Source organism: Curtobacterium sp. RIT-PI-V (genome assembly GCF_025642935.1).
GTDB lineage: Bacteria > Actinomycetota > Actinomycetes > Actinomycetales > Microbacteriaceae > Curtobacterium.
This window is the reverse complement of the sequence record NZ_JANZKM010000027.1, coordinates 1-26,071: the sequence shown is the minus strand read 5'-3', so window position 1 is coordinate 26,071 and position 26,071 is coordinate 1. Positions and strand designations below refer to the sequence as shown.

30 protein-coding genes and 1 riboswitch are annotated in these 26,071 nt (G+C 71.5%); of the genes, 17 read left to right on the top strand and 13 right to left on the bottom strand.

Features of this window, described 5'->3' with window-relative positions; genetic code table 11:
- Positions 1-13 precede the first annotated feature (13 nt).
- A complete protein-coding gene (galT, locus tag OGL88_RS14795; RefSeq protein WP_263055178.1) occupies positions 14-1,111 on the top strand; it encodes a galactose-1-phosphate uridylyltransferase in 1,098 nt (365 codons plus the stop codon).
- On the top strand, positions 1,108-2,244 hold the full coding sequence (galK, locus tag OGL88_RS14790) for a galactokinase (RefSeq protein WP_263055179.1): 1,137 nt from the start codon (positions 1,108-1,110) through the stop codon (positions 2,242-2,244). The genes galT and galK overlap by 4 nt, the downstream gene beginning before the upstream one ends.
- Before the next feature lie 123 nt (positions 2,245-2,367).
- Here galK and OGL88_RS14785 read toward each other — a convergent pair whose 3' ends face one another.
- From OGL88_RS14785 to glyA, 3 genes are all read right to left on the bottom strand, one after another.
- Positions 2,368-2,871 carry a hypothetical protein gene (locus OGL88_RS14785; protein ID WP_263055180.1) on the bottom strand — a complete coding sequence of 168 codons (504 nt, stop codon included), beginning with the start codon at positions 2,869-2,871 and terminating at the stop codon, positions 2,368-2,370.
- Between the two features lie 231 nt (positions 2,872-3,102).
- Positions 3,103-4,026, bottom strand: a complete 924-nt coding sequence (locus OGL88_RS14780) for a bifunctional 5,10-methylenetetrahydrofolate dehydrogenase/5,10-methenyltetrahydrofolate cyclohydrolase (RefSeq protein ID WP_263055181.1) — start codon at positions 4,024-4,026, stop codon at positions 3,103-3,105.
- Between the two features lie 8 nt (positions 4,027-4,034).
- Positions 4,035-5,339, bottom strand: coding sequence for a serine hydroxymethyltransferase (gene glyA, locus OGL88_RS14775; RefSeq protein WP_374114451.1), 1,305 nt, complete (start codon positions 5,337-5,339; stop codon positions 4,035-4,037).
- A 54-nt stretch (positions 5,340-5,393) separates the two neighbouring features.
- A riboswitch (ZMP/ZTP riboswitch) is annotated at positions 5,394-5,479 on the bottom strand.
- Positions 5,480-5,516: 37 nt separating this feature from the next.
- On the opposite strand from glyA, the gene clpS reads away from it, so the two are divergent.
- The 9 genes from clpS (at position 5,517) to nagA (ending at position 11,905) form a co-directional block, all read left to right on the top strand.
- A complete protein-coding gene (clpS, locus tag OGL88_RS14770) occupies positions 5,517-5,822 on the top strand; it encodes an ATP-dependent Clp protease adapter ClpS (protein WP_185020990.1) in 306 nt (101 codons plus the stop codon).
- Positions 5,819-6,295: a DUF2017 domain-containing protein gene (locus OGL88_RS14765; RefSeq protein ID WP_263055182.1), complete on the top strand. Its 477-nt coding sequence runs from the start codon at positions 5,819-5,821 to the stop codon at positions 6,293-6,295. Before clpS ends, OGL88_RS14765 begins: the two co-directional genes overlap by 4 nt.
- Entirely contained in the window at positions 6,292-7,218 is a 927-nt protein-coding gene (locus OGL88_RS18105; protein ID WP_263055183.1) for a GNAT family N-acetyltransferase, read from the top strand. The genes OGL88_RS14765 and OGL88_RS18105 overlap by 4 nt, the downstream gene beginning before the upstream one ends.
- 76 nt (positions 7,219-7,294) lie before the next feature.
- The gene (locus OGL88_RS14755) at positions 7,295-7,720 is read left to right on the top strand and encodes a MarR family winged helix-turn-helix transcriptional regulator (RefSeq protein ID WP_263055184.1); all 426 of its coding nucleotides are present in this window, start codon (positions 7,295-7,297) and stop codon (positions 7,718-7,720) included.
- A 100-nt stretch (positions 7,721-7,820) separates the two neighbouring features.
- The gene (locus OGL88_RS14750) at positions 7,821-9,158 is read left to right on the top strand and encodes an MFS transporter (protein WP_263055185.1); all 1,338 of its coding nucleotides are present in this window, start codon (positions 7,821-7,823) and stop codon (positions 9,156-9,158) included.
- Between the two features lie 44 nt (positions 9,159-9,202).
- Positions 9,203-9,415, top strand: coding sequence for a hypothetical protein (locus OGL88_RS14745; protein WP_263055186.1), 213 nt, complete (start codon positions 9,203-9,205; stop codon positions 9,413-9,415).
- 50 nt (positions 9,416-9,465) lie between these two features.
- Entirely contained in the window at positions 9,466-10,326 is an 861-nt protein-coding gene (purU, locus tag OGL88_RS14740; protein WP_205463260.1) for a formyltetrahydrofolate deformylase, read from the top strand.
- 8 nt (positions 10,327-10,334) lie between these two features.
- Positions 10,335-10,742: a YrdB family protein gene (locus tag OGL88_RS14735; RefSeq protein WP_263055187.1), complete on the top strand. Its 408-nt coding sequence runs from the start codon at positions 10,335-10,337 to the stop codon at positions 10,740-10,742.
- Complete coding sequence (gene nagA, locus OGL88_RS14730) at positions 10,739-11,905, top strand: N-acetylglucosamine-6-phosphate deacetylase (RefSeq protein WP_263055188.1); 1,167 nt, start codon at positions 10,739-10,741, stop codon at positions 11,903-11,905. Before OGL88_RS14735 ends, nagA begins: the two co-directional genes overlap by 4 nt.
- A 5-nt stretch (positions 11,906-11,910) precedes the next feature.
- Here nagA and OGL88_RS14725 read toward each other — a convergent pair whose 3' ends face one another.
- Positions 11,911-12,213, bottom strand: coding sequence for a hypothetical protein (locus OGL88_RS14725; RefSeq protein WP_263055189.1), 303 nt, complete (start codon positions 12,211-12,213; stop codon positions 11,911-11,913).
- Between the two features lie 22 nt (positions 12,214-12,235).
- On the bottom strand, positions 12,236-12,526 hold the full coding sequence (locus OGL88_RS14720) for a hypothetical protein (RefSeq protein ID WP_214547297.1): 291 nt from the start codon (positions 12,524-12,526) through the stop codon (positions 12,236-12,238).
- 206 nt (positions 12,527-12,732) lie between these two features.
- Between OGL88_RS14720 and OGL88_RS14715 the strand changes: the two genes are divergently transcribed.
- The gene (locus tag OGL88_RS14715) at positions 12,733-13,374 is read left to right on the top strand and encodes a DUF3592 domain-containing protein (protein ID WP_263091926.1); all 642 of its coding nucleotides are present in this window, start codon (positions 12,733-12,735) and stop codon (positions 13,372-13,374) included.
- Positions 13,375-13,416: 42 nt separating this feature from the next.
- Here the strand turns inward: OGL88_RS14715 and OGL88_RS14710 are convergent, their stop codons facing one another.
- The gene (locus tag OGL88_RS14710; RefSeq protein ID WP_263055191.1) at positions 13,417-15,873 is read right to left on the bottom strand and encodes a GH92 family glycosyl hydrolase; all 2,457 of its coding nucleotides are present in this window, start codon (positions 15,871-15,873) and stop codon (positions 13,417-13,419) included.
- A 127-nt stretch (positions 15,874-16,000) separates the two neighbouring features.
- Between OGL88_RS14710 and OGL88_RS14705 the strand changes: the two genes are divergently transcribed.
- The gene (locus OGL88_RS14705) at positions 16,001-16,891 is read left to right on the top strand and encodes an alpha/beta hydrolase family protein (RefSeq protein ID WP_263055192.1); all 891 of its coding nucleotides are present in this window, start codon (positions 16,001-16,003) and stop codon (positions 16,889-16,891) included.
- Between the two features lie 8 nt (positions 16,892-16,899).
- Here the strand turns inward: OGL88_RS14705 and OGL88_RS14700 are convergent, their stop codons facing one another.
- Positions 16,900-17,796: an SDR family NAD(P)-dependent oxidoreductase gene (locus OGL88_RS14700; RefSeq protein ID WP_263055193.1), complete on the bottom strand. Its 897-nt coding sequence runs from the start codon at positions 17,794-17,796 to the stop codon at positions 16,900-16,902.
- Between the two features lie 77 nt (positions 17,797-17,873).
- On the opposite strand from OGL88_RS14700, the gene OGL88_RS14695 reads away from it, so the two are divergent.
- Positions 17,874-18,449: a TetR/AcrR family transcriptional regulator gene (locus OGL88_RS14695; RefSeq protein WP_123671477.1), complete on the top strand. Its 576-nt coding sequence runs from the start codon at positions 17,874-17,876 to the stop codon at positions 18,447-18,449.
- Here OGL88_RS14695 and OGL88_RS14690 read toward each other — a convergent pair.
- Positions 18,391-18,678: a hypothetical protein gene (locus tag OGL88_RS14690; RefSeq protein ID WP_263055194.1), complete on the bottom strand. Its 288-nt coding sequence runs from the start codon at positions 18,676-18,678 to the stop codon at positions 18,391-18,393. The two genes, OGL88_RS14695 and OGL88_RS14690, sit on opposite strands and share 59 nt — an antisense overlap.
- 45 nt (positions 18,679-18,723) lie before the next feature.
- On the opposite strand from OGL88_RS14690, the gene OGL88_RS14685 reads away from it, so the two are divergent.
- The gene (locus OGL88_RS14685) at positions 18,724-19,911 is read left to right on the top strand and encodes a MalY/PatB family protein (protein ID WP_263055195.1); all 1,188 of its coding nucleotides are present in this window, start codon (positions 18,724-18,726) and stop codon (positions 19,909-19,911) included.
- Positions 19,912-19,920: 9 nt separating this feature from the next.
- On the opposite strand, the gene nagB is transcribed toward OGL88_RS14685, so the two are convergent.
- Entirely contained in the window at positions 19,921-20,706 is a 786-nt protein-coding gene (nagB, locus tag OGL88_RS14680; RefSeq protein ID WP_263055196.1) for a glucosamine-6-phosphate deaminase, read from the bottom strand.
- A gap of 59 nt (positions 20,707-20,765) precedes the next feature.
- Here nagB and OGL88_RS14675 point away from each other — a divergent pair, with 59 nt between their 5' ends.
- Complete coding sequence (locus OGL88_RS14675; RefSeq protein ID WP_194647422.1) at positions 20,766-21,245, top strand: NUDIX hydrolase; 480 nt, start codon at positions 20,766-20,768, stop codon at positions 21,243-21,245.
- A gap of 141 nt (positions 21,246-21,386) precedes the next feature.
- Here OGL88_RS14675 and OGL88_RS14670 read toward each other — a convergent pair whose 3' ends face one another.
- The 4 genes from OGL88_RS14670 to OGL88_RS14655 are packed head-to-tail and all read right to left on the bottom strand — an operon-like array spanning position 21,387 to position 25,490.
- Positions 21,387-22,457 (bottom strand): ABC transporter ATP-binding protein, encoded by a 1,071-nt coding sequence (locus tag OGL88_RS14670; RefSeq protein WP_263091925.1) that lies wholly within the window; start codon positions 22,455-22,457, stop codon positions 21,387-21,389.
- Positions 22,454-23,368: an ABC transporter permease gene (locus OGL88_RS14665; protein ID WP_263091924.1), complete on the bottom strand. Its 915-nt coding sequence runs from the start codon at positions 23,366-23,368 to the stop codon at positions 22,454-22,456. Before OGL88_RS14665 ends, OGL88_RS14670 begins: the two co-directional genes overlap by 4 nt.
- Complete coding sequence (locus OGL88_RS14660; RefSeq protein ID WP_263091923.1) at positions 23,365-24,342, bottom strand: ABC transporter permease; 978 nt, start codon at positions 24,340-24,342, stop codon at positions 23,365-23,367. The genes OGL88_RS14665 and OGL88_RS14660 overlap by 4 nt, the downstream gene beginning before the upstream one ends.
- Before the next feature lie 5 nt (positions 24,343-24,347).
- A complete protein-coding gene (locus OGL88_RS14655; protein WP_263091922.1) occupies positions 24,348-25,490 on the bottom strand; it encodes an ABC transporter substrate-binding protein in 1,143 nt (380 codons plus the stop codon).
- Between the two features lie 194 nt (positions 25,491-25,684).
- Between OGL88_RS14655 and OGL88_RS14650 the strand changes: the two genes are divergently transcribed.
- A partial coding sequence (locus OGL88_RS14650) for a YdeI/OmpD-associated family protein (RefSeq protein ID WP_263091921.1) occupies positions 25,685-26,071 on the top strand: 387 nt, incomplete at its 3' end.

The following is a 26,071-nucleotide window of genomic DNA, read 5'->3' as shown; positions in this document are numbered from 1 at the left end:
CTAGGCTGTTCCGGTGATCACCAAGCGCGTGACGAAGCTCGCGGACGGCCGCGACCTGTTCTACTTCGACGATGCGGACAGCGCCCTGCCCGCTGAGCGTGCCATCGACGAGCGTGCGCTCGACCCTCGGCCCGAGACCGCGCGGATGCGCCAGGACGTCCTGACCGGCGAGTGGGTCTCCATCGCCGCGAGCCGACAGAACCGTGCGTTCCTGCCGCCGGCTGACCAGGACCCGCTCGCGCCGCAGACACCGCAGAACCCGTCCGAGATCCCGAGCACCTACGACGTCGCCGTGTTCGAGAACCGGTCACCGTCGTTCGGTCCGGCGCTCGAGGCCGATGACGCACCCGGATCGCTCGACTCGCTCAGCGACGTCGGACTGAACCGGCAGCTGCGCAGCGTCGGCCGGTGCGAGGTCGTGTGCTTCTCCCCCGCGACCGAGGGGTCCTTCGCGTCGATCTCCGAGTCGCGTGCCCGCACCGTGGTCGAGGCCTGGGCGGACCGCACCGCCGCGCTCTCCGCCATGCCCGGCATCCAGCAGGTCTTCCCGTTCGAGAACCGCGGCGAAGCGATCGGCGTCACGCTGCACCACCCGCACGGGCAGATCTACTCGTACCCGTACATCACGCCCCGCACGCAGCGCCTGCTCGACTCGATCGAGCGCTTCGGACCGGACCTGTTCGAGCAGCACCTGGCGAACGAGCGGGCCTCGGACCGGGTCGTGCTGCAGGGCGAGCACTTCACGGCGTTCGTGCCGTTCGCCGCACGCTGGCCCGTCGAGATCCACATGCTGCCGCACCGCCACGTCCCCGACTTCGCCGGTCTGACCGAAGCCGAGAAGGACGAACTGGCCCACATGCACCTGCGCCTGACGCGGGGCATCGACAAGCTCTACGACGACCCGACCCCGTACATCGCCGCGTGGCACCAGGCGCCGGTGCACGTCGGGCGGGACACCGTGCGGCTCATGCTGCAGATCACGTCGCCGCGTCGGGCGGCGGACAAGTTGAAGTTCCTGGCCGGCAGCGAAGCCGCCATGGGCGCCTGGATCGGGGACCTCGTGCCCGAGAAGGCAGCCGAGTTCATCCGACAGGGAATCGAGCGAGCATGACGTTCCAGCAGGTCTACGGGTACGAGCCGTCGGTGCGGTACTCCGCCCCCGGCCGGGTCAACCTGATCGGTGAGCACACCGACTACAACGACGGGTACGTCCTGCCGTTCGCGATCGACCGGCGCACCACCGCGTCGATCGCTCCGCGGCCGGACCGTCTGCTGCGCGTCTCGTCCGCGTTCGACGCCGGCACCGTGCTCGAGCTGTCGCTCGACGACCTCGACCCGTCGAACATGACCGGCTGGTCAGCGTACGTCCTCGGGATCGCCTGGGCGCTCCGCGAGCAGGCCGGCGCGGACCTGTCGGACAAGACCGGGTTCGACGTCTTCATCGAGTCCGACGTCCCCGTCGGCGCGGGCCTGTCCTCCAGCGCAGCGATCGAGTGCGGCGTCGCACTCGCCTTCAACGACCTGTGGGAGCTCGGCCTCGACCGCAAGACCCTGGCGCGCGTCGGCCAGTACTCCGAGAACCACGCCGTCGGTGCGCCCACGGGGATCATGGACCAGTCCGCCTCCCTGCTCGGCGAGCAGGACGCCGTCGTGTTCCTGGACTGCCGCACGCTCGACACCGCCGTGGTCGACCTGGCGCTCGAGGCGAACGGTCTCGAGGTCCTGGTCATCGACACCCGGGTCGAGCACGCCCACGCCACCGGTGGGTACGCAGCGCGTCGGGCCTCGTGCGAGAAGGGTGCGCAGGTGCTCGGTGTCGAGGCCCTGCGTGACCTGAGCGTCGACGACCTGCCCCGTGCGCAGGAGCTGCTCGACGACGAGACCTTCCGCCGCGTGCGCCACGTCGTGACCGAGGACCAGCGCGTCCTCGACACCGTCCGGACGCTGCGCGAACAGGGTCCGCGTGCGATCGGTTCGCTGCTCGTCGCGTCGCACGAGTCGATGCGCGACGACTTCGAGATCTCCGTGCCGGAGCTCGACCTGGCCGTCGCGACCGCGGTCGAGCACGGTGCCGTCGGTGCGCGGATGACCGGTGGCGGGTTCGGCGGTGCAGCGATCGCGTTGGTCGACCAGGAATCGCGTGGTGCGATCACAGAGGCCGTCACCGCCGCCTTCGCCGAGGCCGGCTACCGCGAGCCGAACGTCTTCACGGTGCACGCCGCGCAGGGCGCCCGCCGCGACTGAGCCCTGCGCCGAGTCTCGGGCGGGCGCCCGCGAGACTCGGGCTGGGCGACGGTCCTCGCGGCGCAGCCTCCGAGAACGGTCGCCTACCGCGAGACTCGGGGCAGCGCAGCCGAGACTCGGGCGTCAGCGCGTCATGTGCCCCGTGGTGACGGTGACGCCGCCCCACGGAAAGCCGTGCGGGTGCAGCACCTCGTGCTGCACCTGGTCCATCACGACCTGGCTCTGCCACACCGTGTAGACCAGCACGCCGACGACGATGCACACCGGGACGGCCAGGTACGCCGAGTACCGGACGATGTCGCCGAGGGCGCGGTGCCCGGAGCGCGCGAGCGTCGGCGGCAGGACGATCCCGACGACGACCACGAGCAGCAGCAGTGCGAGTGCGGCCGGCGCGATGTGCCCCTCGACCTGCACCGTGACCGGCGCGGTCTCGAGGACCTTGCCGCCGTTGTCGATCCAGTTGTCGTCTGCGTCGACCCCGCCGTACCCCGACGACGTGCTCCAGAGCACCAGGTTCGGGGACAGCACCAGTGCGACGATCCCGACGAGTGCGAGTCCCCACGCACGCGGACGCAGTTTCCGACCGGCATGCGCCATCACGGGCGTGGTCTGGACGTTCTCCCCCATGCGGCGACCGTAGCACTGGGGCCGGTTCCGCACCCGTCCCCAGAACGCGCGGGGCGGGGGCGAGCCGCGCCTCCCGGCCGTCTCTGGACGCAACAGCCCCGGCAAAGCGACAGAATCCCGCGAACTGTTCGCGGGATTCTGTCGCTTTGGCGGTACGAACGGACGCCGGTACGGACCGACGGCGGTACGAACGGACGCCAGCAGGCCCGCGCGCCGCACGGCCAGCCGCACCTACTTCAGGTGGCGCTCCGCAGCCTCGACCACGTTCTTCATGAGCATCGCGCGGGTCATCGGCCCGACGCCGCCGGGCACCGGCGACATGAACCCAGCCACGGACGCGACGGCGGGGTCGACGTCCCCGTGCAGTTTCGCCTTGCCCGTCTCGTCGTTCACGACGCGGGTGATGCCCACGTCGATCACGGCCGCGCCGGGCTGCACCCAGTCCGGCTTGACGAGCCCGGCGACCCCGGCTGCCGCGATGACGATGTCGGCGCGACGGCACTCCGCGGCAACGTCCGCCGTCAGGGAGTGGGTCAGGGTGGCGGTGGCCTCGAGTCGGGTGAGCAGCAGACCGAGCGGCCGGCCGACCGTCAGGCCCTGCCCGATGATCGTGACGTGCGCGCCGCGGATCGGGATGTCGTACGCCTCGAGCATCGCGACGATGCCCCGCGGGGTGCAGGGCAGGGGCGCGTCGATCGTGCCGGCGCCACCGGGCACGGCGAGCACGAGCTCACCGAGGTTCGTCGGGTGCAGGCCGTCGGCGTCCTTCGACGGGTCCATCAGCTCGAGCATCGGCGTCGGGTCGATGCCCTCCGGCAGCGGGAGCTGCACGATGAACGCCGTGACCCGGGGGTCGTCGTTCATCTGCAGGATCGCGGCACGGATGTCCGCGGCGGACGCCGTCGCGGGCAGGTCGATGCGGTGCGAGTCGAGCCCGATCTGCGCCGAGTCGCGGTGCTTGCCCGCGACGTAGGACAGCGAACCCGGGTTCTCGCCGACGAGGATCGTGCCGAGCCCCGGACGGATGCCGTGCTCGTGCAGCCGGTCGATGCGGCCGCGCAGTTCGTCGAGGGTCCGGGCGGCGAGGGCGGTGCCGTCGATGCGGACGGCAGCGCCCTCACCAGCCCAGTGCTCGCGCGGGAGCGCAGCAGCCACAGAACCGCTCACGCGTACAGCGGGAACGCGTCGGTCACGGTCTTCACCCGGGCCGAGAGCGCTGCGATGTCCGGGTTCGGCATGAGGGTCAGCGCGATGATGTCCGCGACCTCGGTGAACTCGGCGTCGCCGAAGCCACGCGTGGCGAGCGCCGACGTGCCGATGCGGACACCCGAGGTGACCATCGGCGGACGCGGGTCGAACGGCACGGAGTTGCGGTTCACGGTGATGCCGACCTCGTGCAGCAGGTCTTCGGCCTGCTTGCCGTCGACCTCGGAGGTGCGCAGGTCGACCAGCACCAAGTGCACGTCGGTGCCACCGGTCAGGACGTCGATGCCGGCCGCGCGGGCGTCCGGCTGCGTGAGCCGATCCGCGAGCAAGCGGGCACCGCGGATGGTGCGCTCCTGGCGGGCCTTGAACTCCGGGGTGCCGGCGAGCAGGAACGCGGTGGCCTTGGCGGCGATCACGTGCATGAGCGGGCCACCCTGCTGACCCGGGAAGACCGCGGAGTTCAGCTTCTTGAACAGCGTCTCGTCGTTGGACAGGATGATGCCCGAGCGGGGGCCGCCGAGGGTCTTGTGCACGGTCGACGAGACGACGTGGGCGTGCGGGACCGGGGACGGGTGCAGACCGGCGGCGACGAGGCCGGCGAAGTGCGCCATGTCGACCCAGAGCTTCGCGCCGACCTCGTCCGCGATCTCGCGGAACTTCGCGAAGTCGAGCTGGCGCGGGTACGCGGACCAGCCGGCGATGAGGACCTTCGGCTGGTGCTCGATGGCCTTCGCGCGGATGTCGTCGTAGTCGACCTCGAACGTCTCGGGGTCGACGCCGTACGCGACGGCGTTGTAGATGCGGCCGGAGAAGTTGAGCTTCATGCCGTGGGTCAGGTGACCGCCGTGCGCGAGCTCGAGGCCGAGGATCGTGTCGCCGGCCGACGCGATGGCGTGCAGGACGGCCGCGTTCGCGGTCGCACCCGAGTGCGGCTGCACGTTGGCGTACTCGGCACCGAAGAGCGCCTTGGCGCGGTCGATGGCGAGCTGCTCGGCGACGTCGACGTACTCGCAGCCGCCGTAGTAGCGCTTGCCCGGGTAGCCCTCGGCGTACTTGTTGGTGAGGACGGAGCCCTGGGACTCGAGCACGGCACGCGGAACGAAGTTCTCGGACGCGATCATCTCGAGGGTGTCGCGCTGACGGCCGAGCTCCTGCTGCAGGACGGCGGCGATCTCGGGGTCGACCTCGGTGAGCGGGGCGTTGAAGGCTGCGCGGTCGGTGTCGACGGAGCCGTCGACGGCGGGCAGATCGGTGATGGACACGGTTCTCCTACGTGGGTTGGCGACGACCGGTGAGGTCGCGCACGGACGATCGGTCGGTGCAGCCCAGGCGTACGGCCGCGCACCGTGTCAGGTGTCGCTCCCCGATGGTGACCCATCCAACGCCAGTCGCGACGTGACGATCGTACCGAGCCGCCCGCCCTGTGTCACCCTGGATGCATGACGCTGACCTCGCCCGACGTGGACGAACGGACCACCCCGGACGAACGCACCAGTGCCCGCGCGGACACCCCGTGGGTCACCGTCGTGTGGGACGACCCGGTGAACCTGATGTCCTACGTCACCTACGTCTTCCAGCGGCACTTCGGCTTCGGACGCGAGCAGGCGGAGCGACTCATGCACCAGGTCGACACCGAGGGTCGGGCCATCGTGGCGACGGGTCCGCGCGAGGCGATGGAGGCCCACGTCCAGTCGATGCACGGCTACGGCCTGCAGGCGACCGTCGACAAGGCCCCCGAAGCGTGATCCCCTTCGTCCGCCGGGCCGACGGCGTCCACCTCGGCATGTCCTCCGGCGAGCGCGGGTTGCTCACGTCCCTGACCGAGCAGCTGCGCCAGGTGCTCGACGGCGACCTGACGGCGGACCCGGTGGCGGCACGGATGTTCCCGGACGCCTACCCGGACGACGACGACGCCAGCGCGGAGTTCCGGAAGTACACGCAGTCGGACCTGCTGGCGCAGAAGACCACGAACGCGACGACCGTGCACGAGTGGCTGACGGGGACCCGCGACGGAGCCCTCGACCCCGAGGACGAGCAGGCGTGGCTCCGCACGCTGACCGACCTGCGGCTGACGATCGCCGACCGCCTCGGGATCGTCGACGCCGACGACGACGAGCGTTCCGTCGAGGCCGACGCGGGCGTCGGCCTGCGCGACGTCTACGACTGGCTCGGCTACGTGCAGGAGCACCTGATCACGACGATGACCGACCCGCGGTGACGGTCGCCTTCCGCGCGACCACCGAGGACGACCGGGAGGCCCTGCTCGCGTTCTCGACGTCGGAACCGGTCGCGTGGATCGGTCCGGACCGGTACCGTGCCGAGTCCGGCACGGACAACTACCGCCCGGGGTGGTCGTGGCTGGCCGAGCGCGACGGCCGTCCGGTGGCACTGGCGCTCTGGTGGGGTGGCGCGGACGCCGAGGTGCCGTCGACCCTCGACGACCTGCTGGTGGCTCCGGACGTGCCCGACGGCGATCGGGTGGCGATCGCAGCCGGGCTGATCACCGCGGGGACCGCTGCGTTCGGCGCGCGGCCGGAGTGGATCGTCGACGTCGCGGTGGACTGGCACGACGACCCCGAGGCCGTCGCCGCGATGTCGTGGCGCGCGGCGGCCGCCCGCTCGGCGGGGCTCGGACAGTCGACGGAGCGGGTGAGTGTGGCGTGGACGCCGGATCGCGAGCTGCCGGCGCCGTCCTCGCTGCGCTTCCGGTCCGGTGGCGACGACGAGTTCGGGGACCTGTTCGCCCGCGTCGCGGTGGGGAGCCTCGACGCCCACACCGTTGCGTCGGTTGACGAACTCGGCCCGCGGGGCGCCGCCGCCGACGACCTCGAGTTCTACCGCTCGCTGCCGGGGTCGCGCGACGGCTGGCGGGTCGCGCTCGACCCCGACGGCCTGGTGGTCGGGTTCGTCCTGGCGACGCGGACGGCGTACGACGCGGCGGTCAGCTTCATCGGCGTGCTGCCGCAGCACCGGGGGCGCGGTGTGGTCGACGGGCTGCTCGCCGAGGGGCTGCGCGTGCACGCAGAGGCCGGGGAGCCGAAGGTGGTCGGCACGACGGACGCGGCGAACACCCCGATGCGCCGGGCGTTCGAACGGGCCGGCTTCGTGGTGACGAAGCGCCGCATCGTGTTCGAGCGCTGAGCCGATCCGGAGCGGAGGGCCCAGGACTCGCAAGGCAGCCTTGCAAGTTGCGCTGTCGAAGTAGTACCGTTCTGGTATGGAATCACCCGATCCGACCGTGCTCGCCGGTGACCTGCTGACGCTCTACGGCCGGATCCGTCGCACGCTGCTGACCGGCAAGGCCGACGAGGTCACGGCGTCCCAGACCGCCACCCTCGGCCGCCTGCTGCGGTACGGCGAGAGCACGGTCGCCGAGCTCGCCCGCGCCGAGGGCGTCCGGCCGCAGTCGATGGGCGCGACCGTCCAGGCGCTCGAGGACCTCGGCCTCGTCGAACGACGTCCAGACCCCGCCGACGGCCGCCGTGCGCTCGTCCGCGCGACCGACCAGGGCGCCCGCGCCCGCGAGGACGCCTGGACCACCCGCACCCGCGTCCTGACCGACCGGCTCGCCGCGCTGCCCGACGCCGACCGCGACACCGTCGCCCGAGCGATCGCGATCCTCACCCCGCTCACTGAACGCTGACCCCGGAAGAAGCACTCCCACGTCCACCTCGACCACTCCCACCCCCGTCGTCGCCCCGGGCAGCACCGGCAGTGGCTTCGGCCCGAAGCTCCTCATCCCGGTGCTCGTCGGGCCGCTGCTCAACCCGATCAACACCACGATGGTGTCCGTCGCGCTCACGCCGATCTCCCGCGACCTGGGGATCGGCGCGGCACAGGCGATCTGGCTCGTCGCCGCCCTGTACCTGGCGAGTGCGATCGCGCAGCCGACGATGGGCAAGCTCGCCGACCGCTTCGGCCCGAAGAAGGTGTTCCTGACCGGGCTCGTGATCGTCGGCGTCGCCGGGGTGGTGCCCGAGTTCCTGACCGGCTTCGGCGGCGCGGTGTTCGCCCGCGTGCTCATCGGCATCGGGACCTCGTCGGCTTACCCGGCAGCCCTCACCACCCTCCGACAGCACTCGGCACGGATCGGGAAGCCGACCCCGCCGCTCGTGCTCGGGGCTCTGTCGATCACCTCGCTCGTGTCGGCGGCGGCCGGGCCTCCGCTCGGCGGCGCGCTGATCGCCGCGTTCGGCTGGCACGCGATCTTCCTGGTGAACGTGCCCCTGGCGGCGTTCGGCATCGTCGTGGCATCGATGTGGCTGCCGTCCGACCGTCTCCGTCCCCGTGACGACGAGGCCCTGCCCGTCCTGCAGGCGCTCGACCCGTTCGGCATGCTGCTCATGACGGGCGCCGTCTCCGCGCTGCTCGTGTTCCTGCTCGACCTGCCCGCGGGGCTGTGGTGGCTGCTCGCGGTGGCGATCGTGCTGCTCGTCGCCCTGGTGCTGTGGGAGCTGCGCGCGGTCCGACCGTTCGTGGACGTCCGGATGCTCGCGCAGAACGGCGCCCTGTCGCGCACCTACGTCCGGCTCTTCCTGACCTACCTGCTCGCGTACACGATGACCTACGGGTTCTCGCAGTGGGTGCAGGAGGTCGCCGGGTACTCGAGCGACGTCGCCGGGTACATCCAGCTGCCCGCCGCGATCGTGGCCGGGATCGCGTCGTTCGTCGTCGCCCGGAAGACCGCCGTGCGCGGACCCCTGATCGTCGCGGCCGTCGTGCCGATCGTCGGCGGAGCACTCCTGCTCTTCCTGCACACCGGGTCGCCGGTCGTGCTGCTCGCGCTGGCGCCAGCGCTGTTCGGCGTCCCGCAGGCCCTGGCTTCGGTGTCGAACCAGGCGGCGCTGTACCGGCTCGTGCCCGCGGCGTACATCGGCACCGCGGCCGGGCTGTCCCGCACGGCGGTGTACATCGGGGCGATCGGGGCCTCGTCGCTCATCGGTGGTGTGTTCGGCCAGGCCCCGACCACACCGGACCTGCACGTGCTGGCGTGGGTGATCCTCGGCGTCGCGGTGCTCCTGACGGTGCTGACCCTGGCCGATCGCCGCCTCCGCACTGCGGCCGCCATGCCCGCTTCGTGAGCGGATCCGGTCCGACGCACCCGCGCGTCGGTAGCGTCGGGGTCATGACGCACGGCGGCGGGTTCAGCAGCGACACCAGACCAGGCGCGATCTGGAACGTGGTGATCTGCGGCATCATCTGCATCGCGGCACCGGTCTTCACGATCGTCAACGCGAACCGAGGAACCTTCTACGTCACCATGGGCATCGTCGTGACGGTGCTCGCGATCGGCATGGAGGTCTACTTCGTCCGACGCCTCCGCGCTCGCCGCCGCTGACGTCCGGCGCCCCGCACCGGCCTCATCGCCGCGCCCGGTACCCTGATCCGGTGACCGACCCGACCCCCACGCACTGGACCCTGACGCTCGTCTGCGACGACCAGCCCGGGATCGTGCACGCCGTCTCCGGAGCGGTCGTCGCCGCCAACGGCAACATCACCGAGTCGCAGCAGTTCTCGAGCGTCGACACGAACACGTTCTTCATGCGCCTGCAGGTCATGGCGCCGGTGGACCGCGCGACCTTCGAGGCGGCCCTCGCCCCCGTCGCCGCCCGCTACGACGCCCGCGTCCAGCTCGACGTCGTCGGTCGCCCGCTGCGCACCCTCGTCCTCGTGTCGAAGGCCGGCCACTGCCTCAACGACCTGCTCTACCGCCAGCGCGGTGGGCAGCTGCCGATCGAGGTCCCCCTCGTGCTGTCCAACCACCCGGACCTGTCCGAGCTCGCGTCGTTCTACTCGGTGCCGTTCGAGCACCGGCCCGTCACCGACGCGGACAGCAAGGCGGCCATGGAGCGCCGCGTGCTCGAGGCGGTCGAGGAGCACGACATCGAACTCGTCGTCCTCGCCCGCTACATGCAGATCCTGTCGCCGGAGCTCTGCGCGGCGCTCGAGGGGCGTGCGGTCAACATCCACCACTCGTTCCTGCCCGGCTTCAAGGGCGCGAACCCCTACCGCCAGGCGCACGCCCGGGGCGTGAAGCTCATCGGCGCGACGGCCCACTTCGTCACGAGCGACCTCGACGAGGGCCCGATCATCGAGCAGAACGTCGTCCGTGTCGACCACACGAAGGACCCCGCCGAGCTGGTCTCCATCGGCCAGGACGAAGAGTCCCGCACCCTCACCCAGGCAGTGCGCTGGATCGCTGAGGACCGCGTCCTGCTCGACGGCGCCCGCACCATCATCTTCAAGTAGGCAGCACCATGACGAACGCCCCGCAGTCCCCCGTCGACTGGGAAGCAGTCCCAGGCCCATCCCCCGCCGGCAGGCAGCGACGGCCGTTCGACGTCTGGCGCGTACTCCGCATCCTGGTCTGCACGTTCGGTCTGCTCTCCCTGGCCTTCTGGGGGTACTGGTCGTGGCAGCTCCCCCTGCCCGGCTACCTGTTCATGATCGGCGCTCCGCTGTTCGCCGCCGTCGTCTGGTACTTCTTCCGTTCGCCGGCCTCGCCGATCGAGACCGACATCGTCGGCAAGACGATCGTCGAGGTCGCCCTGGTCATCGCCGCAGGCGCGACCTGGATCTCCATCGGCCTGCCGATCGTGGGCTTCGTCTTCATCGTGATCGCCGCCCTGAGCGGCGTGATCGCGTTCCGCAGGGAGACCGCATGACCGCCACGGGCCTCCAGGCCGGCCGGGAGGCCCAGCGCACCCTGGTGCGCGCCTCCCGCGTCGTCGACGCGGCCGGGTCCACTGCAGACGGCTGGGTCCTGCTGACCGGTGCCGTGGTGCACGCGGTCGGCGCCGGCCCCGAAGCCCCCACGGCGGACCAGGTCGTCGACCTGGGCGACGCGGTCCTGACGCCCGGGTTCATCGACTTGCACGGACACGGCGGGGCGACCGAGTCCTACGAGGACGATTCGTTCGCCGAGTCGCTCGCGATGCACCGGTCGCACGGCACGACCCGCTCGGTCCTGTCGCTCGTCGCGAACCCGGTCCCCGCCCTCGCGGACTCGCTCGCGCGGATCCGTTCCGTGATGGCGGCCGACCCACTCGTGCTCGGCGTGCACCTGGAGGGGCCGTTCCTGTCCCCGCACAACAAGGGCGCCCACAACGAGTCGTTCCTCATCGACCCGTCCCCCGCAGCGGTCGACGCACTGCTCGAGGCCGGCGAGGGCGTCATCCGCCAGGTCACCATCGCGCCGGAGCTGCCGGGCGCGCTCGACGCCGTCCGCCGGTTCGTCGCCGCCGGGGTCACCGTCGCCGTCGGCCACACCGTCGGCACCTACGACCAGGCCCGTGCCGCGTTCGACGCCGGTGCGACGCTGCTGACCCACGCGTTCAACGCGATGCCGGGGCTGCACCACCGCGCGCCGGGGCCGATCGGTGCCGCGGTGGCCGACGACCGTGTGACGCTCGAGCTCATCCTCGACGCCGTGCACGTGCACCCGGTCGTCGCGGACACCCTGCTCCGCGCTGCCCCGGGCCGGGTGGCACTCATCACCGACGCCATGGGCGCCGCGGGCGCTGCTGACGGCTCGTACCGGCTGGGGTCGCTCGACGTCACCGTGACCGACGGCGTCGCGCACGTCGCCGGGACCGACACCATCGCGGGGTCGACGTTGACGCAGGATGTGGCGTTGCGGAACGCGGTCTCGCTCGCCGGACGGACGCTGCCCGAGGCCGTCGCGGCGCTGACGAGCGTGCCGGCCGGGGCGCTGGGGCTCGGCGACCGTCTGGGGCGGCTCGCGCCCGGGTACGCGGCCGACCTCGTGGCGCTGTCACCGGCGCTCGAGGTGCAGCGGGTGTGGGGCGGCGGGCGCGAGCTGCGCTGACCTGGTCACCGCCGGGCGAGTGCTCCCGCGACGAGCCGGAGCAGCAGGGCGACCGTGCCGACCACGGCGACGGCGCACCCGATGACGACGACGATCACGAGTCGGGCGAGGGCGTGCGCCTCGGTTTCGTCCTCGCGGACGCCGATGTACGACGCCCCGACGAACACGAAGACCGCCGCGACGAGCAGCAGCACGCCGATCCAGGTCGTGGCGCGGAGCGCGGCCGGTGCTGGTACCCGGTTCCGCTCGTCCGGCGACGCTGGTCGGGCCTTGGCGCCCTCGGTCTCCCAGTCGGCGAGTTTGGTCATCGTGGTCCCCCTCTGTCGCAGATCACGCCCCGGAAGGCTCTGCGTGCTGGCTGTTCCGTCGACGCTGCAGCAACAGGATCGCGGTGGTCAGGACGAGCGTGATGCCGATGAGCCAGATCGGTGCGCCCGGGTGCAGCTGCGTCGTGGCGAGATCGGCGCCCGAGCCCGCGGTTGCCTCCACCATGCCCGGGACGGCGACGGATCCGCCGGTGCTGACCGCGAGCGTGGTGACGACCATGGCGCTGAGCAGGATGACGACTGCGGCGCTGATCGCGGCACGCACGACGGCGAGAACGGTCTTGAGAGCAGTCATGATTTGCGGTTCCTTCCGGAGACGATGACTGGCGCCCGGACCGGCGCCTCGAGAAGCACGTCCGATCGCTGTGTTGTCGCTGGTTCAGCTGACCGACCGGGCTCTCTCGCAGCGTAGAACCGTACTGCACAGTGCGTCAACGGCGATGTATGAATTGCAAATACTGACCGCCTTTGAGTGCTCGCAAGCGCCGTACCCTGGTTCCCGTGGCAGGGGGAAGCACGAAGGCGAAGCCGGACCAGCGCAGACGACGACCGCGGAAGCGTCGCCCTCGCAAGCCACTGACGTGGGCCCGGTTCTGGCGAGGCCTCCGGACGTACGCACGCGACACTTGGTCACGCTGGTTCACGATCATCGGCGGCCTCGCCATCCTGCTGACGGTGTTCCATCTGGCCGGCGACGTGTCCTCGCTCCGGCAGAACACCGACCTCCAGCAGCGCGGCCGAACGGCGCAAGCGGTCGTCGTCGAAGTCAGGCACGAGCACCACAGCGGATACCGGGGCGGCTCCTGGGACGAGTACTGGCCGGTGACCGAGCAGACCGTCGACGGCGACGTGTTCACGGCTTCGCTGCGCCGGTACTCCACGCGTGATCCCGATGTCTACGAGCGTGGGCGCCGCATCGAGGTGCTCTACGATCCCGACCACCACTGGACGGTCGCGCTCGCAGGAGATGATGCTCGCGCCGCCCTGGAGCGACAGGTGCGGAGCGCGAGCACGGTCGGAGCGGTCGGCCTCGCCCTCGTGGCCGTCGGCCTGCTGGTCGAACTGCGCCGCGCGCGATGGAAGCGTCGACGCGCGGAGACCGCGCGGCCACTCGGCACCGCGCGGCGCAGACCCAGCCGCTGACCGCACCACCAGAGGGCGAGACCCCGACGTGTCCGGCCCGACTCAGCGGTCGATCGGGCGCCCTTGCTGCCCGGTCGCCCAGGTCGTGTCAGCCGTGTCCCCGACCCGGAGCGACAGTGTGCCGCCACGGTTCACGAACGACGCCGGCACCGACGACTTCTCGAGGGTTCGCCCGTTCAACCGAGCACCGTGCACGTAGGGCGCCGTGCCGGAGGCCCGCACGACGATCCGCTCCCCGCTCGACCGCCGGATGTCGACCGTGCTGAACGTGGGGCTCCCGATGAGCATCTCCGCCCGCCCCGGCGTCTGCGGGAACAACCCGATCGACGCGAAGACGTACCAGGCGCTCATCGTGCCCAGGTCGTCGTTGCCCGGCAGCCCGCTCGGCCCGGTCGTGTAGGCGTCGTCGACGACCCGGCGCACGGTCTCCTGCGTCTTCCACGGCTTGCCGAGCGCGTTGTACATCCACGGCGTGTGGATGTCGGGCTCGTTGGTCGGGTCGAACTTCGTGGCGTCGCCGCCGGTCACCGCGAACGCACCAGTGCTGTCGTGGAAGAACGCGTCGAGTCGCGCGACCGCCGCGTCGTCGCCACCCAGCGCGGCCGACAGCCCCTGCACGTCCTGCGGCACGAGCCAGGTGTACTGCGCGCTCGTCCCCTGCGCGAACCCGGTGCCGGTCGAGGGCGACCAGTCGGGAGTCCACGATCCGTCGGCCTGACGAGCGGCCTGGTAGCCGACGGCCGCGTTGAAGGTGTTCTTCCAGTACTCGCCACGAACGCTGAAAATCCGGGCGTCCGCACGCAGCCCCAGGGAACCCGCCCAGTACCCGAGCGCACTGTCGGAGATCGAGTCCTCGAGCGTCTCGGCAGCACCGCCCCAGCACGAGCAGTCGTCGTTCGCGGCGTACTGGCGCTGCAGGTACTCGTCGAGCGCCGGGCGTTGCGCCAGGCACTGGCCCGGGCACCCGATGTCGCTCTCGGCGTCGGCGTTCTCGACGGTCGCCTGGTGCTTCAGCGAGGCGTAGGCGGCTCGCACGTCGAAGTTCCGGACCCCCATCGCGTACCAGGTGGCGAGGGTCGCGGCCGAGGGGTCACCCGTCATCACGTGCGTCGGCGCCCCGAGGTGGAGCCAGCGGTCCCACACCCCGCCGTTCTGCTGGGCGAACCGCAGCATCGACTGCGCCATGTCCCCGGCGACGTCCGGCCGCAGCAGTGCGAGCAGTTGGATCTGCGCCCGGTACTGGTCCCACCCGGAGTACGTGCCGTAGACGGCCCGGTGCCCTCGGTCCCTGCGGTGCACCCGCTGGTCCGGCCCCAGGTAGCGGCCGTCGCGGTCGTTCAACGTGTTCGGCTGCATGAGCGCGTGGTACACGGACGTGTACAGCTGGGTGGTGCGGTCCGCGGTGCCGCCTCCGACGCGCAGACGCGACAGTTCGCGGTTCCAGGAGGCCCGTGTGCCGGCCGCCACGCTGGCGACGGTGGAGCGCTGGGTCACCTCGCCGTCGCGGTTCGCGATCGCTCCTGCGGCGCTCACGTACGAGATGCCGATCTTCGCGTGCACCGTCGCACCGCGACGCGCGTCGAACCCGACCCACGCGCCGGAGCCGCGTCCGGCACGGTCGGCGCCGGTCAGGTAGCCCTCCCCACCGGAGGAGGACGTGCCTCCCGGTCGGACCGTGCCGTCCTGCCAGGTGCCGGTGCTCGTGAAGGCCTTGTCGAAGGTGGCCGTGAAGAAGAGGCGGTAGTAGCTGCGCCGGTCGGGGTTGGTGGCCCCGCCGCCGTTCGCCCGGCGGCTGCAGAAGCCGCCGGTCAGGACGCTGCCGCTGACGGTGCGGGTGCGCGCGTCGACGCGGGTGGTCGCGGCCTCGCTGCCGTTGATCGAGTTCGAGGTGCGGAAGAGCAGGTTCGCTGCCTTCCCGGCGGGGAACGCGAATTCGCCGACGCCCGCCCGGGTGGTGACGGCGAGGTCGGTGCGGACGCCGTTGTCGAGGGCGACGCTGTACCGACCGGGGCTCGCGGACTCGTCGTCGTGCGAGTAGCCGGCGGCGTAGACCGCGTCGGTGGAGTCGGCCGACGGCGACGTCGTGATCGGGGTCGTGACCGGCATGATCGGGACGTCGCCCGCGGCTCCCGGTGCGCAGCCCGCGCCGTTCAGGTGCGTCAGGCTGAAGCCGCGCAACCGGTCCACGTCGTACGAGTAGCCGTTCGCGACCGGGGTCGAGGTCTGGTCACCCGCGGTGCCCGTGGGGCTCCACTGGAGCATGCCGAACGGGGCGGTCGCGCCCGGCCAGGTGTTGCCGTCGCCGCTCGTGCCGATGAACGGGTCGACGTACCGGGCGGGATCGGAGACCGTGCGGCCCGCCCGCACTGCCTGTCCCGAGGGCGAGGCGACGGCCGGAGCGGCGACGATCCCCGTCCCCAGCAGTGCGGCGATCGTGGCCGCCGCGGCGAGCGGGAGCGGACGGACGAGCGGGCGACGGTGCACGCGGGAACGGTTCACGTCGGCGACGCTAGCCCCCTCGGACGGGGGACGCGCGATCCGTCACCGAGCGGCCTCCCGCTGTTCACCACAGTCGACGTGTCCGGGACTCACCGGCAGGTCCCATCGCCGCTGGTAGCGTCCGGGCATGGTGTCGACGACCGACGAACCGGCCCGAGGACGTGTACGAGAACTGCTCGGGCTGCCGTCCCCTGACGAACTCCGTCCGGTCGCAGTCCGTCTGGAACCGCTCGGTCGCGACGGGTCGGTCCAGTGGGCACGCATCGAGCTGGACACCGCCGACGGCGACACCATCCCGTGCTTTGTCCTGACACCGGACCACGGCACCGGAACAGACGTCATCGCCGTCCACCAGCACGCGGGCGACTTCGCCTCCGGGAAGAGCGAGGCCGCCGGACGAGTCGGGGACCCGAGCCTCGCGTACGGCGTGATGCTCGCTCGCGGCGGGGCACGCGTGGTCATCCCCGATCTGATCGGCTTCGAGGAACGCCGACGGGACTGGACGGACGACCCGGCGGCCGACGAACGTCTCGACGCGCTCTTCCGTGTGGCGAACGGCAGCAGCTTGCAGGCGAAGCACTCGCACGACATCGCCACGGTGACGTCCTGGATGATCGAGACGAGCGCCGCAGACACCGAATTCGGCGTCATCGGGCACTCCCTCGGCGGCCAGGTGGCACTGTTCGCACTCGCCGTGGACGCCCGGTTCACGCGGGGCGTGGTGAGCTGCGGGCTCGGGACGCTGGCCTCGTTCGAGGCCGCTCGGATCCACCACAACCCAGCGTGGTTCGTCCCGGGGCTGACCGCCGCCGGCGACGTCCCCCTGGTCGCGTCTGCCGTCCGTCAACCGGTGCTCGTCACGGCGGGACGGGACGACGGACTGTTCCCCCTCGCCGGCGTGCAGCGCGTCCTCGACGCGTTCCGTCCAGGCGTCGCGAAGACCGAGTTGTTCGACGGCGGCCACGCGATGCCGCCGCGCATCGCGCAAGCGGCAGTCCGGCACCTCCTGTCCACGTGAACTGATGATCAGGCTCCGGCGCGCACCGCGACCTGGTCCACGAACGCCCGCACCCGAGCTCGGAACGCCGGGTCCGCCGCCGGGCCCTTCACCGGCACGACGTGCAGCCGCCGGTCGCCACGACGGAGTGCCGGTCCGACGAACACCCCCTCGGTGACGTCCGGGGCGGTGGCTGCCCAGAGTGTCGAACGAGCGCCGTCCGTGGCGGTCCGGGCCAGGCTGCGTGCGACCATGCCGCCGAGGCGCTGCGTCAGGGTCTCCGCCTGGTCGTTCATCCCCGTCGCCGAGATGCCGGGGTGCGCGATCACCGACCGGATGTCCGAACCGGCAGCACGGAGTCGTTCACCGAGGTCGACGCTCAGCGCAGCGGCCGCGGTCTTCGAGTCGGTGTACACACCGAACTGCGAGTAGTCGTCCGGACCGTCGACCCCGCCGGGACCGGGCACGCGGCGGGTGCGCTGCGACAGGTTCGAGCCGACGAGCACGATGCGGGGCGACGGCCCGCCGAGCAGCGGGAGCATCGCCTCGGCGAGCACGGCCGGCCCGACGACGTTCGTCGCCCAGGTGCGCTCGATGCCCTCGTCGGTACGCCCGAACGTGCCGATCGTCGCACCGGCGTTGTTGACGAGGGCATCCACGACGATGCCGTCCTCGGCGAGCTGCCGGGCGAACGCCGTGACGGACGCGACGGACGCGGTGTCGACGAGTCGCGCCTCCAGGTCGAAGCCCACGGGGAGGACGCGAGCCGCCTTGTCGAGGTCACGCACGCCGGCGACGACACGGGCGCCGGCCGACGCGAGGGTCGTGGCGACGACGAGCCCGAGCCCACCGGTCGCGCCGGTGACCACCACGGTCCTGCCGTGCTGGTCGGGCATCGCTGCCAGTTCCCACTCGAAGCTGTCCATCGTCGTCTCCTGCTCGCTCACCGTGCCAAATCGGATGATTCATCCGGAACACTAGCACAACCGGATAGAGTGTCCACATGACGATCGCGATGGCCCGACCCGAGGCGCTGCGCTCCGATGCCCAGCGCAACCGGACGGCACTGCTCGACGTCGCCCGCACCTTCGTCGACCGGGGCGAACCGGCCCTGCTCAACGCCGTCGCGCACGAGGCCGGAGTGGGGGTCGGGACCGCCTACCGGCACTTCCCGAGCCAGCAGCACCTGCTCGAAGCGCTCGCGATCGATGCGCTCGAGGACATGCTCGACCAGGTCCGCGACGCCGTCGTGCTGCCGGACGCAGCCGATGCGCTGCGCGGGGTCGTCACGGCCGCGTTCCGGAGCATGGTGGACGACGCAGCCCTCGGCGACCTGCTGACGAACGGCGGGTTCTCCTGTGCGGACACCGCCGCCCTCGCCGGCGACCTGGTCGTGTCCGTCGACGCGTTGCTCGCGCGGGGACGCACCGAGGGGATCGTCCGGACGGACGTCGACGCCGACGACCTCCGTCGGCTGCTGTGCGGGCTGCGCGAGGCGGCCGTCGCCGGCGGCACCCGGGTCAGCGATCCGGAGCGCTACGTCGAGATCCTGCTCGCCGGCCTGCGTCCGACGAGCTGACCGACGCACGGAGCACGCCGAGGCCGACGAGCGCGCCGAACCCGCAGACGGTCACCGCCGCGACCGCGACGGCGACGTAGGCCGCCTCGGTCGAGGAACCCCGGTAGGGCATGTCGTCGAGCCATCCCAGTCCGGCGACCACGATCACCACGCCGATCGCGACACTGCCGACCACCACCAGCACCGCGTCACGGACGGCCCGGAGCACGGTACGCGAGCGGTGTTCCACGGGTCCATCCTGCCGGGCGGCAGCGAGCACTGTCAGGATGGGCGCATGAGCGTCATGGTCTCCGTGTTCGATGCGCACCGCAGCCGTACGAGCGAGAAGTACACGGCGTACCCGCCGGACGTCCTGCCGATGTTCGTCGCCGAGATGGACTCGATGCTCGCGGAACCGGTGCGCGACGCCCTCGTCGCCGCGGTCACCAACGGTGACACCGGGTACGTCGGCCACGGTCGTGCGCTGCCCGAGGCGTTCGCGGACTTCGCCGAGAGCCGGTGGGCCTGGCGCGTCGACCCCGACCTCGTCCGCACCACCACCGACGTGTCGGTCGCCGCGGTCGAGATGCTCCGCCGGATCATCGAGCCCGGCGACCAGGTCGTCATCATGCCACCCGTGTACCCACCGTTCTGGGAGTACGTGTCCGAAGCCGGCGGCACCGTGACCGACGTCCCGTTGCTCGCACCCGACGGCCCTGCGGACCCGTTCGACACCACGGCAGGCTGGCGGATGGACCTGGACGGCCTCGCGCAGGCGTTCGCCGACGGGGCCCGCACCGTGCTGCTCTGCAACCCGCACAACCCCCTCGGCCTGGTGCACGACCGCGCGTCGCTGGTCGCACTCGCGAAGCTCGCCGCCGAGTGGGACGCCGTGGTCGTCTCGGACGAGATCCACGCGCCGCTCGTGCACGCCGACGCGGTCTTCACGCCGTTCCTGGAGTCCTGCGCCGAGGCCGCCGCGATCGGGGTCTCGTTGACGAGCGCGAGCAAGGCCTGGAACCTCGCGGGCACGAAGTGCGCGCTGATCGTCGGCGCCTCGGAGCGGGCCCGTGCCTGGTTCGACGCCCTGCCGACCGAGGTCGTCGAGCGCACCGGGATCCTCGGGTACACCGCGAGCGTCGCCGCGTTCAGCGAAGGAGGGCCGTGGCTCGCGTCACTGCTCACCGAACTGGCCGCGAACCGCCGCACCCTGGCCGAGCGGATCGGTGACGTCCTGCCCGGAGCGGAGTACCGGCAGCCGCAGGCGTCCTACCTGGCGTGGCTGGACCTGCGCGCCCTGCCGTGGGGCGACGACCCCGCGGCACTGTTGGTCGACGAGGCGAAGGTGGCACTCGCCTCCGGCCCGGCGTTCGGACGCCAGGGTCAGGGGTTCGCGCGGCTGAACTTCGGGTGCTCGGCGGAGACCCTGGACGACGGGCTCAGCCGCCTGCACACCGCGTTCCGGCAGCGCGCAGACGGCTGATCGTCGGTCCTACTCGAACACCTGCCAGGCCGGCTTGTTCGCGTACGTGTAGCGGTAGTAGTCGGCGAGCTGCAGGCCGGCCGCGGCTTCCTCGTCGACGACGACCGTCGCGTGCTCGTGCAGCTGCAGCGCCGAACCGGGGACGAACGAGCTGAGCGGCCCCTCGACCGCTGCGGCGACCGCGTCGGCCTTGGCGGAGCCCTGCGCGACGAGGACGAGCTGCTGGGCGTCGAGGATGGTGCCGAGCCCCTGCGTCATGCAGTGCGTCGGGACCTGCTCGGGCGAGTCGAAGAACCGCGCGTTGGCGTCACGGGTCGACGGCGCCAGGGTCTTGATCCGGGTGCGCGAGGCGAAGGACGACGTCGGTTCGTTGAACCCGATGTGTCCGTTCGCGCCGATCCCCAGGATCTGCACGTCGATCCCACCGGCGGCACGGATCGCGGCGTCGTACTCCTTCGCCGCGAACTCGAGGTCGTCGGCACGACCGTCGGGCACCCGCACCCGCGAGGGGTCGAACCCGAGCGGCGCCACGACGTCGCGCGCGATGACGCTGGCGTACGACTCCGGGTGCTCGAGCGGGATGCCGACGTACTCGTCGAGGGCGAACCCGCGAGCCTCGGCGAACGAGAGCTCGCCCGCACCGACCCGGCGCTGCAGGTCGGTGTAGATCCCCTGCGGGCTGGATCCGGTGGCGAGACCGATGACGGCGGACGGCTTCTTGGCGACGACGGACGCGATCTTGGCCGCGGCGACGCGACCGACCTCAGCCGGCGTGGGCAGGATGATGATCTCCACGCGCCCATGCTACTGGTCATGACCAGTCTCCGACAGGGCGGGATCGGTAGCGTGGGGACATGCCCACCCCCGACTTCGTCCTGTCCCTCCGCTCGAAGATCGGCACCGATCCCCTCTGGATGACCGGCGTGACGGCGGTGGTCACCCGGGGCGACGGGGACGATCGCGAACTCCTCGTGGTCCGGCGTGCGGACAACGGTGCGCTCACGCCCGTCACCGGCATCATCGACCCGGGCGAGGAACCGGCCGTCGCCGCCGAACGCGAGGTCCTGGAAGAGGCCGACGTCGTCGCCGTCGCCGAACGGCTGGCGTGGGTGCAGGTGCTGCCGGAGTTGACGTACGCGAACGGCGACCGGGCGCAGTACCTCGACCTGGTGTTCGCCTGCCGGTACGTCTCGGGCACGCCGAACCCCGCCGACGGCGAGAACACCGAGGCGTTCTGGGCCCGGCTCGACGCCCTGCCGGACATGCACCCGAACATGCGTGCGCGCGTCTCCGCCGCCCTGTCCGACGAGCGCGAGGCGCGCTTCCAGCGCTGACCGCCCGGCCCCGTCGCGTCGCGTCGTCCCCGAGACTCGGGGTGAGCGACTGTTCTCGCCAGTTTCGTCGCGAGAACTGTCGCCCTGGCCGAGTCTGGGCGCACCTGTCGCGAGACTTGCGGTGGGGCAGCGGGGCGGGTGCTACGTGAGCGGGGCGACCGCGACGGGGGCGCCGAGCAGGCGGACGGCGACGGACTCGCCGGCGGCGCGACGGTCGCCGACCTCGTGCTGCACGGTCACGACGGTGTCGTCGTCGAGCCGGACGGTGGTGCGGCGGATCGAGCCGAGGAAGCTCGACGACACGACGGTGCCGGTGGTGCCCTCCGGGGCGAAGGCGACGTCCTCCGGTCGGACGTAGGCGAGCACCGGCCCGTCGGCGACCGAGGCGTCCAGCGCGGGCACACGGAACCCGTACACGAACACGTCGCCGCCGCGCAGGTCGCCCTGCAGCCGGTTGGACTGGCCGACGAAGTCCGCCGTGAACGCCGACGACGGGGACCGGTAGAGCTCTTCCGGCGTGCCGATCTGCTCGATGTCGCCGGCGTTCATCACGGCGATGCGGTCGGAGACGGCGAGCGCCTCTTCCTGGTCGTGGGTGACGAACACGGTGGTGATGCCGAGGTCGCTCTGGATGCGGCGGATCTCCTCACGGAGCGAGACGCGCACCTTGGCGTCGAGGGCGGACAGCGGCTCGTCGAGCAGGAGGACGCGGGGCCGCGTGACCAGGGCGCGGGCGAGGGCGACGCGCTGCTGCTGACCGCCCGACAGCTGGTGGGGGAAGCGCTCGGCGAACTCGCCCAGGTGCACCATGTCGAGCGCCTCGACGACGCGGCTCCTGCGCTCGGCGGCGGGGACGCGGCGCATCTCGAGGCCGAACGCGACGTTCTGCCGCACCGTCATGTGCGGGAACAACGAGTACTGCTGGAACACCATCCCGATGTCGCGCTTGTTCACCGGGGTGGCGGCGACGTCCTGGCCGTCGATTCGGATGGCTCCGGCGTCGATGGCCTCGAGGCCGGCGAGTGCTCGGAGCGCCGTCGTCTTGCCGCAGCCGGACGGGCCGAGCAGGGACACGAACTCGCCCGGTTCGACTCGGAGCGACAGTCCGGCCAGGGCCCGGTGCGTGCCGTAGTGCTTCTCGACGGCCTCGAGCTCGACGACGGCGCCCGTGGAGGCGAGGGACGCCGGGGCTGCCGGTGCGGTGACGGTCATGCGGACTCCTTGACGCGGGTGGTGCGGACGGTGCGGGCACGGCCGGCACGACGGCCGGTCCCGATGCGGCCGATGACGACGAGCAGGACGAAGCCGAACACGAGGGCCGCGACGGAGAAGATCGCGGCGACGTACGGGTCGGTCTGCTGCACGAGCACGAGGGCGGTCTGGAAGGTGGTGCGGGACAGGAACGCTGCGAGCGTGTACTCGCCGAGGACCACCGTGATGGTGAGGAAGCACGCGGCGGTGATGCCCCGGCGGAGGTTCGGCAGGAGCACCCGCCAGGTGACCGTCCACCACGAGGCGCCGAGCGACCGGGCAGCCTCGGACAGCACCGTCATGTCCGTCGCGGTGATGGCGGCGGCGATCGGGCGGAACGCGAACGGCAGCGTGACGATGCCGATCGCGAAGGCCAGCGTCCACGCGCCGGATCCGAAGACCTGCGCGACCACCTGGTACACGGGGATGAAGCCGACGACGAGCACCACGACGGGGACCGTGATCGGCACGATGCAGACGAACTCGAGCACGCGGCGGAGCCTCGGGTACCGCAGCGCCGTGATGATCTGGGCGGGCAGCAGGACGAACAGCACGATGCCCACGGTGATGGCGGCGATGAGCAGGGATGCCCCGAGGCCGTCGAACACCGGCTGGTAGGTGAACGCGTTGACCGGGTCGACGATGGCGGCCCAGTGCGCGAAGGTCAGACCGTCGTCGGTGCCCTGGCGGAAGGTGAACTGCACCAACGCGGCCAGCGGGACGGCGAAGACGATACCGACGACCGTGAGCACGGCGGTGGCGGTGCCCCGTGACGGGGCCGTGCCGAAGCGGCCGACGCGGGACGGGCCTCCCGTCCGACCGGACGCGACCGCCGCCGGACGCGACGGGCCCACCGGCGTTGCCGCGCTCATCGCTGCCACCGGGCAGCCCGGCGCTGCAGCAGCGAGTACGCGCCCATCACGACCGCCATCACGACGACCATGCCGAACGCGAGCACCCCGGCGACGTTCTGCAGACCGATGAGGGTCTCGCTCGTGAGCTGCGTGCGGATCGTGAGCGGCACGATGCCGCCCTGCGAGATGAGCGCCGCGGCGGTGGCGAACGACGAGAAGCCGTTCGCGAAGAGCAGGAGCAACGAGCCCCAGAACGCCGGTGCGAGCACGGGCAGGGCGATCCGGCGCCAGTACGTGGCGCGGGAGGCACCGAGGGTGGCGGCGGCCTCGCCCCACTGCGTCTTCACGCCCTCGAGCGCGGGCATGAACGTGAGGACCATCAGCGGCACCTGGAAGTAGACGTAGGGGATCACGAGACCGGGCACCGTGTAGAGGAAGGCGCCGGTCGCGTTGCGGTCGACGTCGACGAGGGACACCAGCCACGTCGTGACGAGGCCCTGCACGCCGATCGTGGCGATGAACGCGAACGCGAGCATGACGCCGCCGAACTGGGCGAGGACGCTCGCGGCCGAGTCGATCATCGAACGGACGAGCCCGTCGGGCCGCAGTGCCGACAGCGCCCAGCAGACGAGCGCTCCGATGACGGCGCCGATCACGGCGGACACGGCGGACAGGCCGAACGAGCCGCCGAAGGCCCGCAGGACGGACGGATCGGCGAACGCTGCGAGGTTCGCGAGGGTGAACGCGCCGGCGTCGGTGAAGAACCCGCTGCCGACCGCGATCACCGCGGGGACGGCGAGGAAGAGCAGGACGTACGCGGCGAACGGGGTGAGGCCGAGCCAGGCCAGGCCGACGCGGCGCCGAACACGGGGTCCGGCGCCGCGGGTGGCATCGGCGGACGCTCGTGCAGACGTCGGGAGCACGGGGCTCGTCGCGCTCGTCGCCGGCGCGCTCGCCGCTGGCGCGGGCGCGCCCGCCGATGCGGTGGTCATGCTGGTCAGGACCCCATCGTGGAGGACCACTTGGCCGACAGCACCTTCGCGGCGTCTGCCACCTGGTCGTCGGTCAGCTCGACGTAGTCCTTCGGCGCACCGCCGGCGGCGTCCAGGGCGTCCTGGTCGACCTTGCCGGACTTCTCCATCGCGGAGAGCGTCGCGGGGAACGCACCGGCCTGCAGGTACAGGTTCTGCGCCTCGGGGCTCGCGATGTACTCCTGCCACAGGCGAGCGGCGGCGGGGTGCGGGGCGTCCTTGTTGATCGCCTGCGAGTAGTACGAGCCGAGCGCCTGACCCTCGGGCACGACGGTCTTCCAGTCCTTGTTGCCACTCGCACCCGCTGCGGGGCCCCACGCGAGGTTGTTGTACGACCACTGGATGACCACGGGGGTCTCACCCGAGGCGACCGTGGCCTGCGTGGGCAGCACGTTCTGGAAGTTGCCGGCCTGCTTGAGCTTGCCGAAGTAGTCGACGCCCTTGGTGATGTCGTCGGCCGAGCCGCCGTTCTCGAGCGCTGCCAGGTACACGGCCGATGCGGCCTGGTTCGCCTGCGTCGGGTCGCCCGCGATGGAGACCTTGCCCTTGTACTCGGAGCCGAGCAGGTCCGACAGGTCCTTCGGGGCGTCCGTGATCTTCGACGAGTCGTAACCGATCGACATCAGGCCCGTGTAGTCGCGGGTCCAGGCGCCGTCCTTGGCCTTGAGCGTGTCCGGGATGTCGCTCCAGTTCGCGACCTTGTAGTCCGTCAGCAGGTCGAGGTTCTCCTGCAGCACGGCGTTGCCGAGGTCGAGCACGTCGGGAGCGGTGGACTGCCCCTTCTGCGACTTCACCGCGGCGACCTCGTCGGCGCTGGAGCCGTTCGGGTTCGCGGAGTTGATCTTGATGTCGTACTTCTTGGTGAAGCCGTCGATGATCTTGCCGTAGTTGGCCCACGACGGCGGCAGCGCGATGACGTTGAGCTGTCCCTCGGCCTTCGCGGCCTTCACCAGGGCGTCCATGCCGCCGGAGGCCTCGGCGCTCGTGGCGGTCTTCCAGTTCGTGTCGTCCTTCGTCGTGCTGGCCGAGCTCGTGGCCGAGCATCCGGCGAGGGTGACGATCGCTGCTGCGGCGAGGGCGATGCCGGCGATGGTGCGCTTGTGCTGCACGGGAGGTGCCTTTCGGGTGGGTGCTGCGGGTGCTTCGGGTCGGGCCGCGGTTCTCGGCCCGGGACGATCCTGGAGGCGGCCGGTTTCCGGCCCGTGCTGCGCCGGTGAACGGCTGCGGAACAGCGGGTACGCCGGTACGATCTCGCCTGGCGGCACGCTCGGTGCGTGCTCCGGTTCACGGCCTGGAGGCACGGATGCAGTTCACGACGACGGTCCTGCTGGCGAGGAAGACGGCAACAGGGCTCCCGGTCCCGTCGTCCGTGATCGATGCGCTCGGCTCGGGGAAGCGCCCACCCGTGGTCGTCACGATCAACGGCGGCTACACCTACCGGTCCACCGTCGGGGTCATGGACGAGCAGTTCCTGGTGCCGCTCTCCGCAGCACACCGCGAGTCCGCCGGGATCGCTGCCGGGGACACCGTCGAGGTCACGCTCGTCGTCGACACGCAGCCCCGGGTCATCGACCTGCCCGACGACCTGGCGGCTGCACTGCAGGAGGCCGGGGTCCGTGCGGCCTTCGACACGCTGTCGAACTCGCGACAGCGGGCGCTCGCCGACCCGGTGTCGCAGGCGAAGGCGCCG

Excerpts from the sequence above, each read along its gene's own strand:
- OGL88_RS14745 (WP_263055186.1), top strand. The coding sequence starts at position 9,203 with ATGACGCACGGCGGCGGGTTCAGCAGCGACACCAGACCAGGCGCGATC.
- clpS (WP_185020990.1), top strand. The coding sequence starts at position 5,517 with ATGACGCTGACCTCGCCCGACGTGGACGAACGGACCACCCCGGACGAA.
- OGL88_RS14725 (WP_263055189.1), bottom strand. The coding sequence starts at position 12,213 with ATGACCAAACTCGCCGACTGGGAGACCGAGGGCGCCAAGGCCCGACCA.
- OGL88_RS14675 (WP_194647422.1), top strand. The coding sequence starts at position 20,766 with ATGCCCACCCCCGACTTCGTCCTGTCCCTCCGCTCGAAGATCGGCACC.
- OGL88_RS14670 (WP_263091925.1), bottom strand. The coding sequence starts at position 22,457 with ATGACCGTCACCGCACCGGCAGCCCCGGCGTCCCTCGCCTCCACGGGC.
- OGL88_RS14755 (WP_263055184.1), top strand. The coding sequence starts at position 7,295 with ATGGAATCACCCGATCCGACCGTGCTCGCCGGTGACCTGCTGACGCTC.
- OGL88_RS14735 (WP_263055187.1), top strand. The coding sequence starts at position 10,335 with ATGACGAACGCCCCGCAGTCCCCCGTCGACTGGGAAGCAGTCCCAGGC.
- galK (WP_263055179.1), top strand. The coding sequence starts at position 1,108 with ATGACGTTCCAGCAGGTCTACGGGTACGAGCCGTCGGTGCGGTACTCC.
- OGL88_RS14705 (WP_263055192.1), top strand. The coding sequence starts at position 16,001 with ATGGTGTCGACGACCGACGAACCGGCCCGAGGACGTGTACGAGAACTG.
- OGL88_RS14685 (WP_263055195.1), top strand. The coding sequence starts at position 18,724 with ATGAGCGTCATGGTCTCCGTGTTCGATGCGCACCGCAGCCGTACGAGC.
- OGL88_RS14695 (WP_123671477.1), top strand. The coding sequence starts at position 17,874 with ATGACGATCGCGATGGCCCGACCCGAGGCGCTGCGCTCCGATGCCCAG.
- OGL88_RS14665 (WP_263091924.1), bottom strand. The coding sequence starts at position 23,368 with ATGAGCGCGGCAACGCCGGTGGGCCCGTCGCGTCCGGCGGCGGTCGCG.
- OGL88_RS14720 (WP_214547297.1), bottom strand. The coding sequence starts at position 12,526 with ATGACTGCTCTCAAGACCGTTCTCGCCGTCGTGCGTGCCGCGATCAGC.
- OGL88_RS14785 (WP_263055180.1), bottom strand. The coding sequence starts at position 2,871 with ATGGGGGAGAACGTCCAGACCACGCCCGTGATGGCGCATGCCGGTCGG.
- nagA (WP_263055188.1), top strand. The coding sequence starts at position 10,739 with ATGACCGCCACGGGCCTCCAGGCCGGCCGGGAGGCCCAGCGCACCCTG.
- OGL88_RS14700 (WP_263055193.1), bottom strand. The coding sequence starts at position 17,796 with ATGGACAGCTTCGAGTGGGAACTGGCAGCGATGCCCGACCAGCACGGC.
- OGL88_RS14660 (WP_263091923.1), bottom strand. The coding sequence starts at position 24,342 with ATGACCACCGCATCGGCGGGCGCGCCCGCGCCAGCGGCGAGCGCGCCG.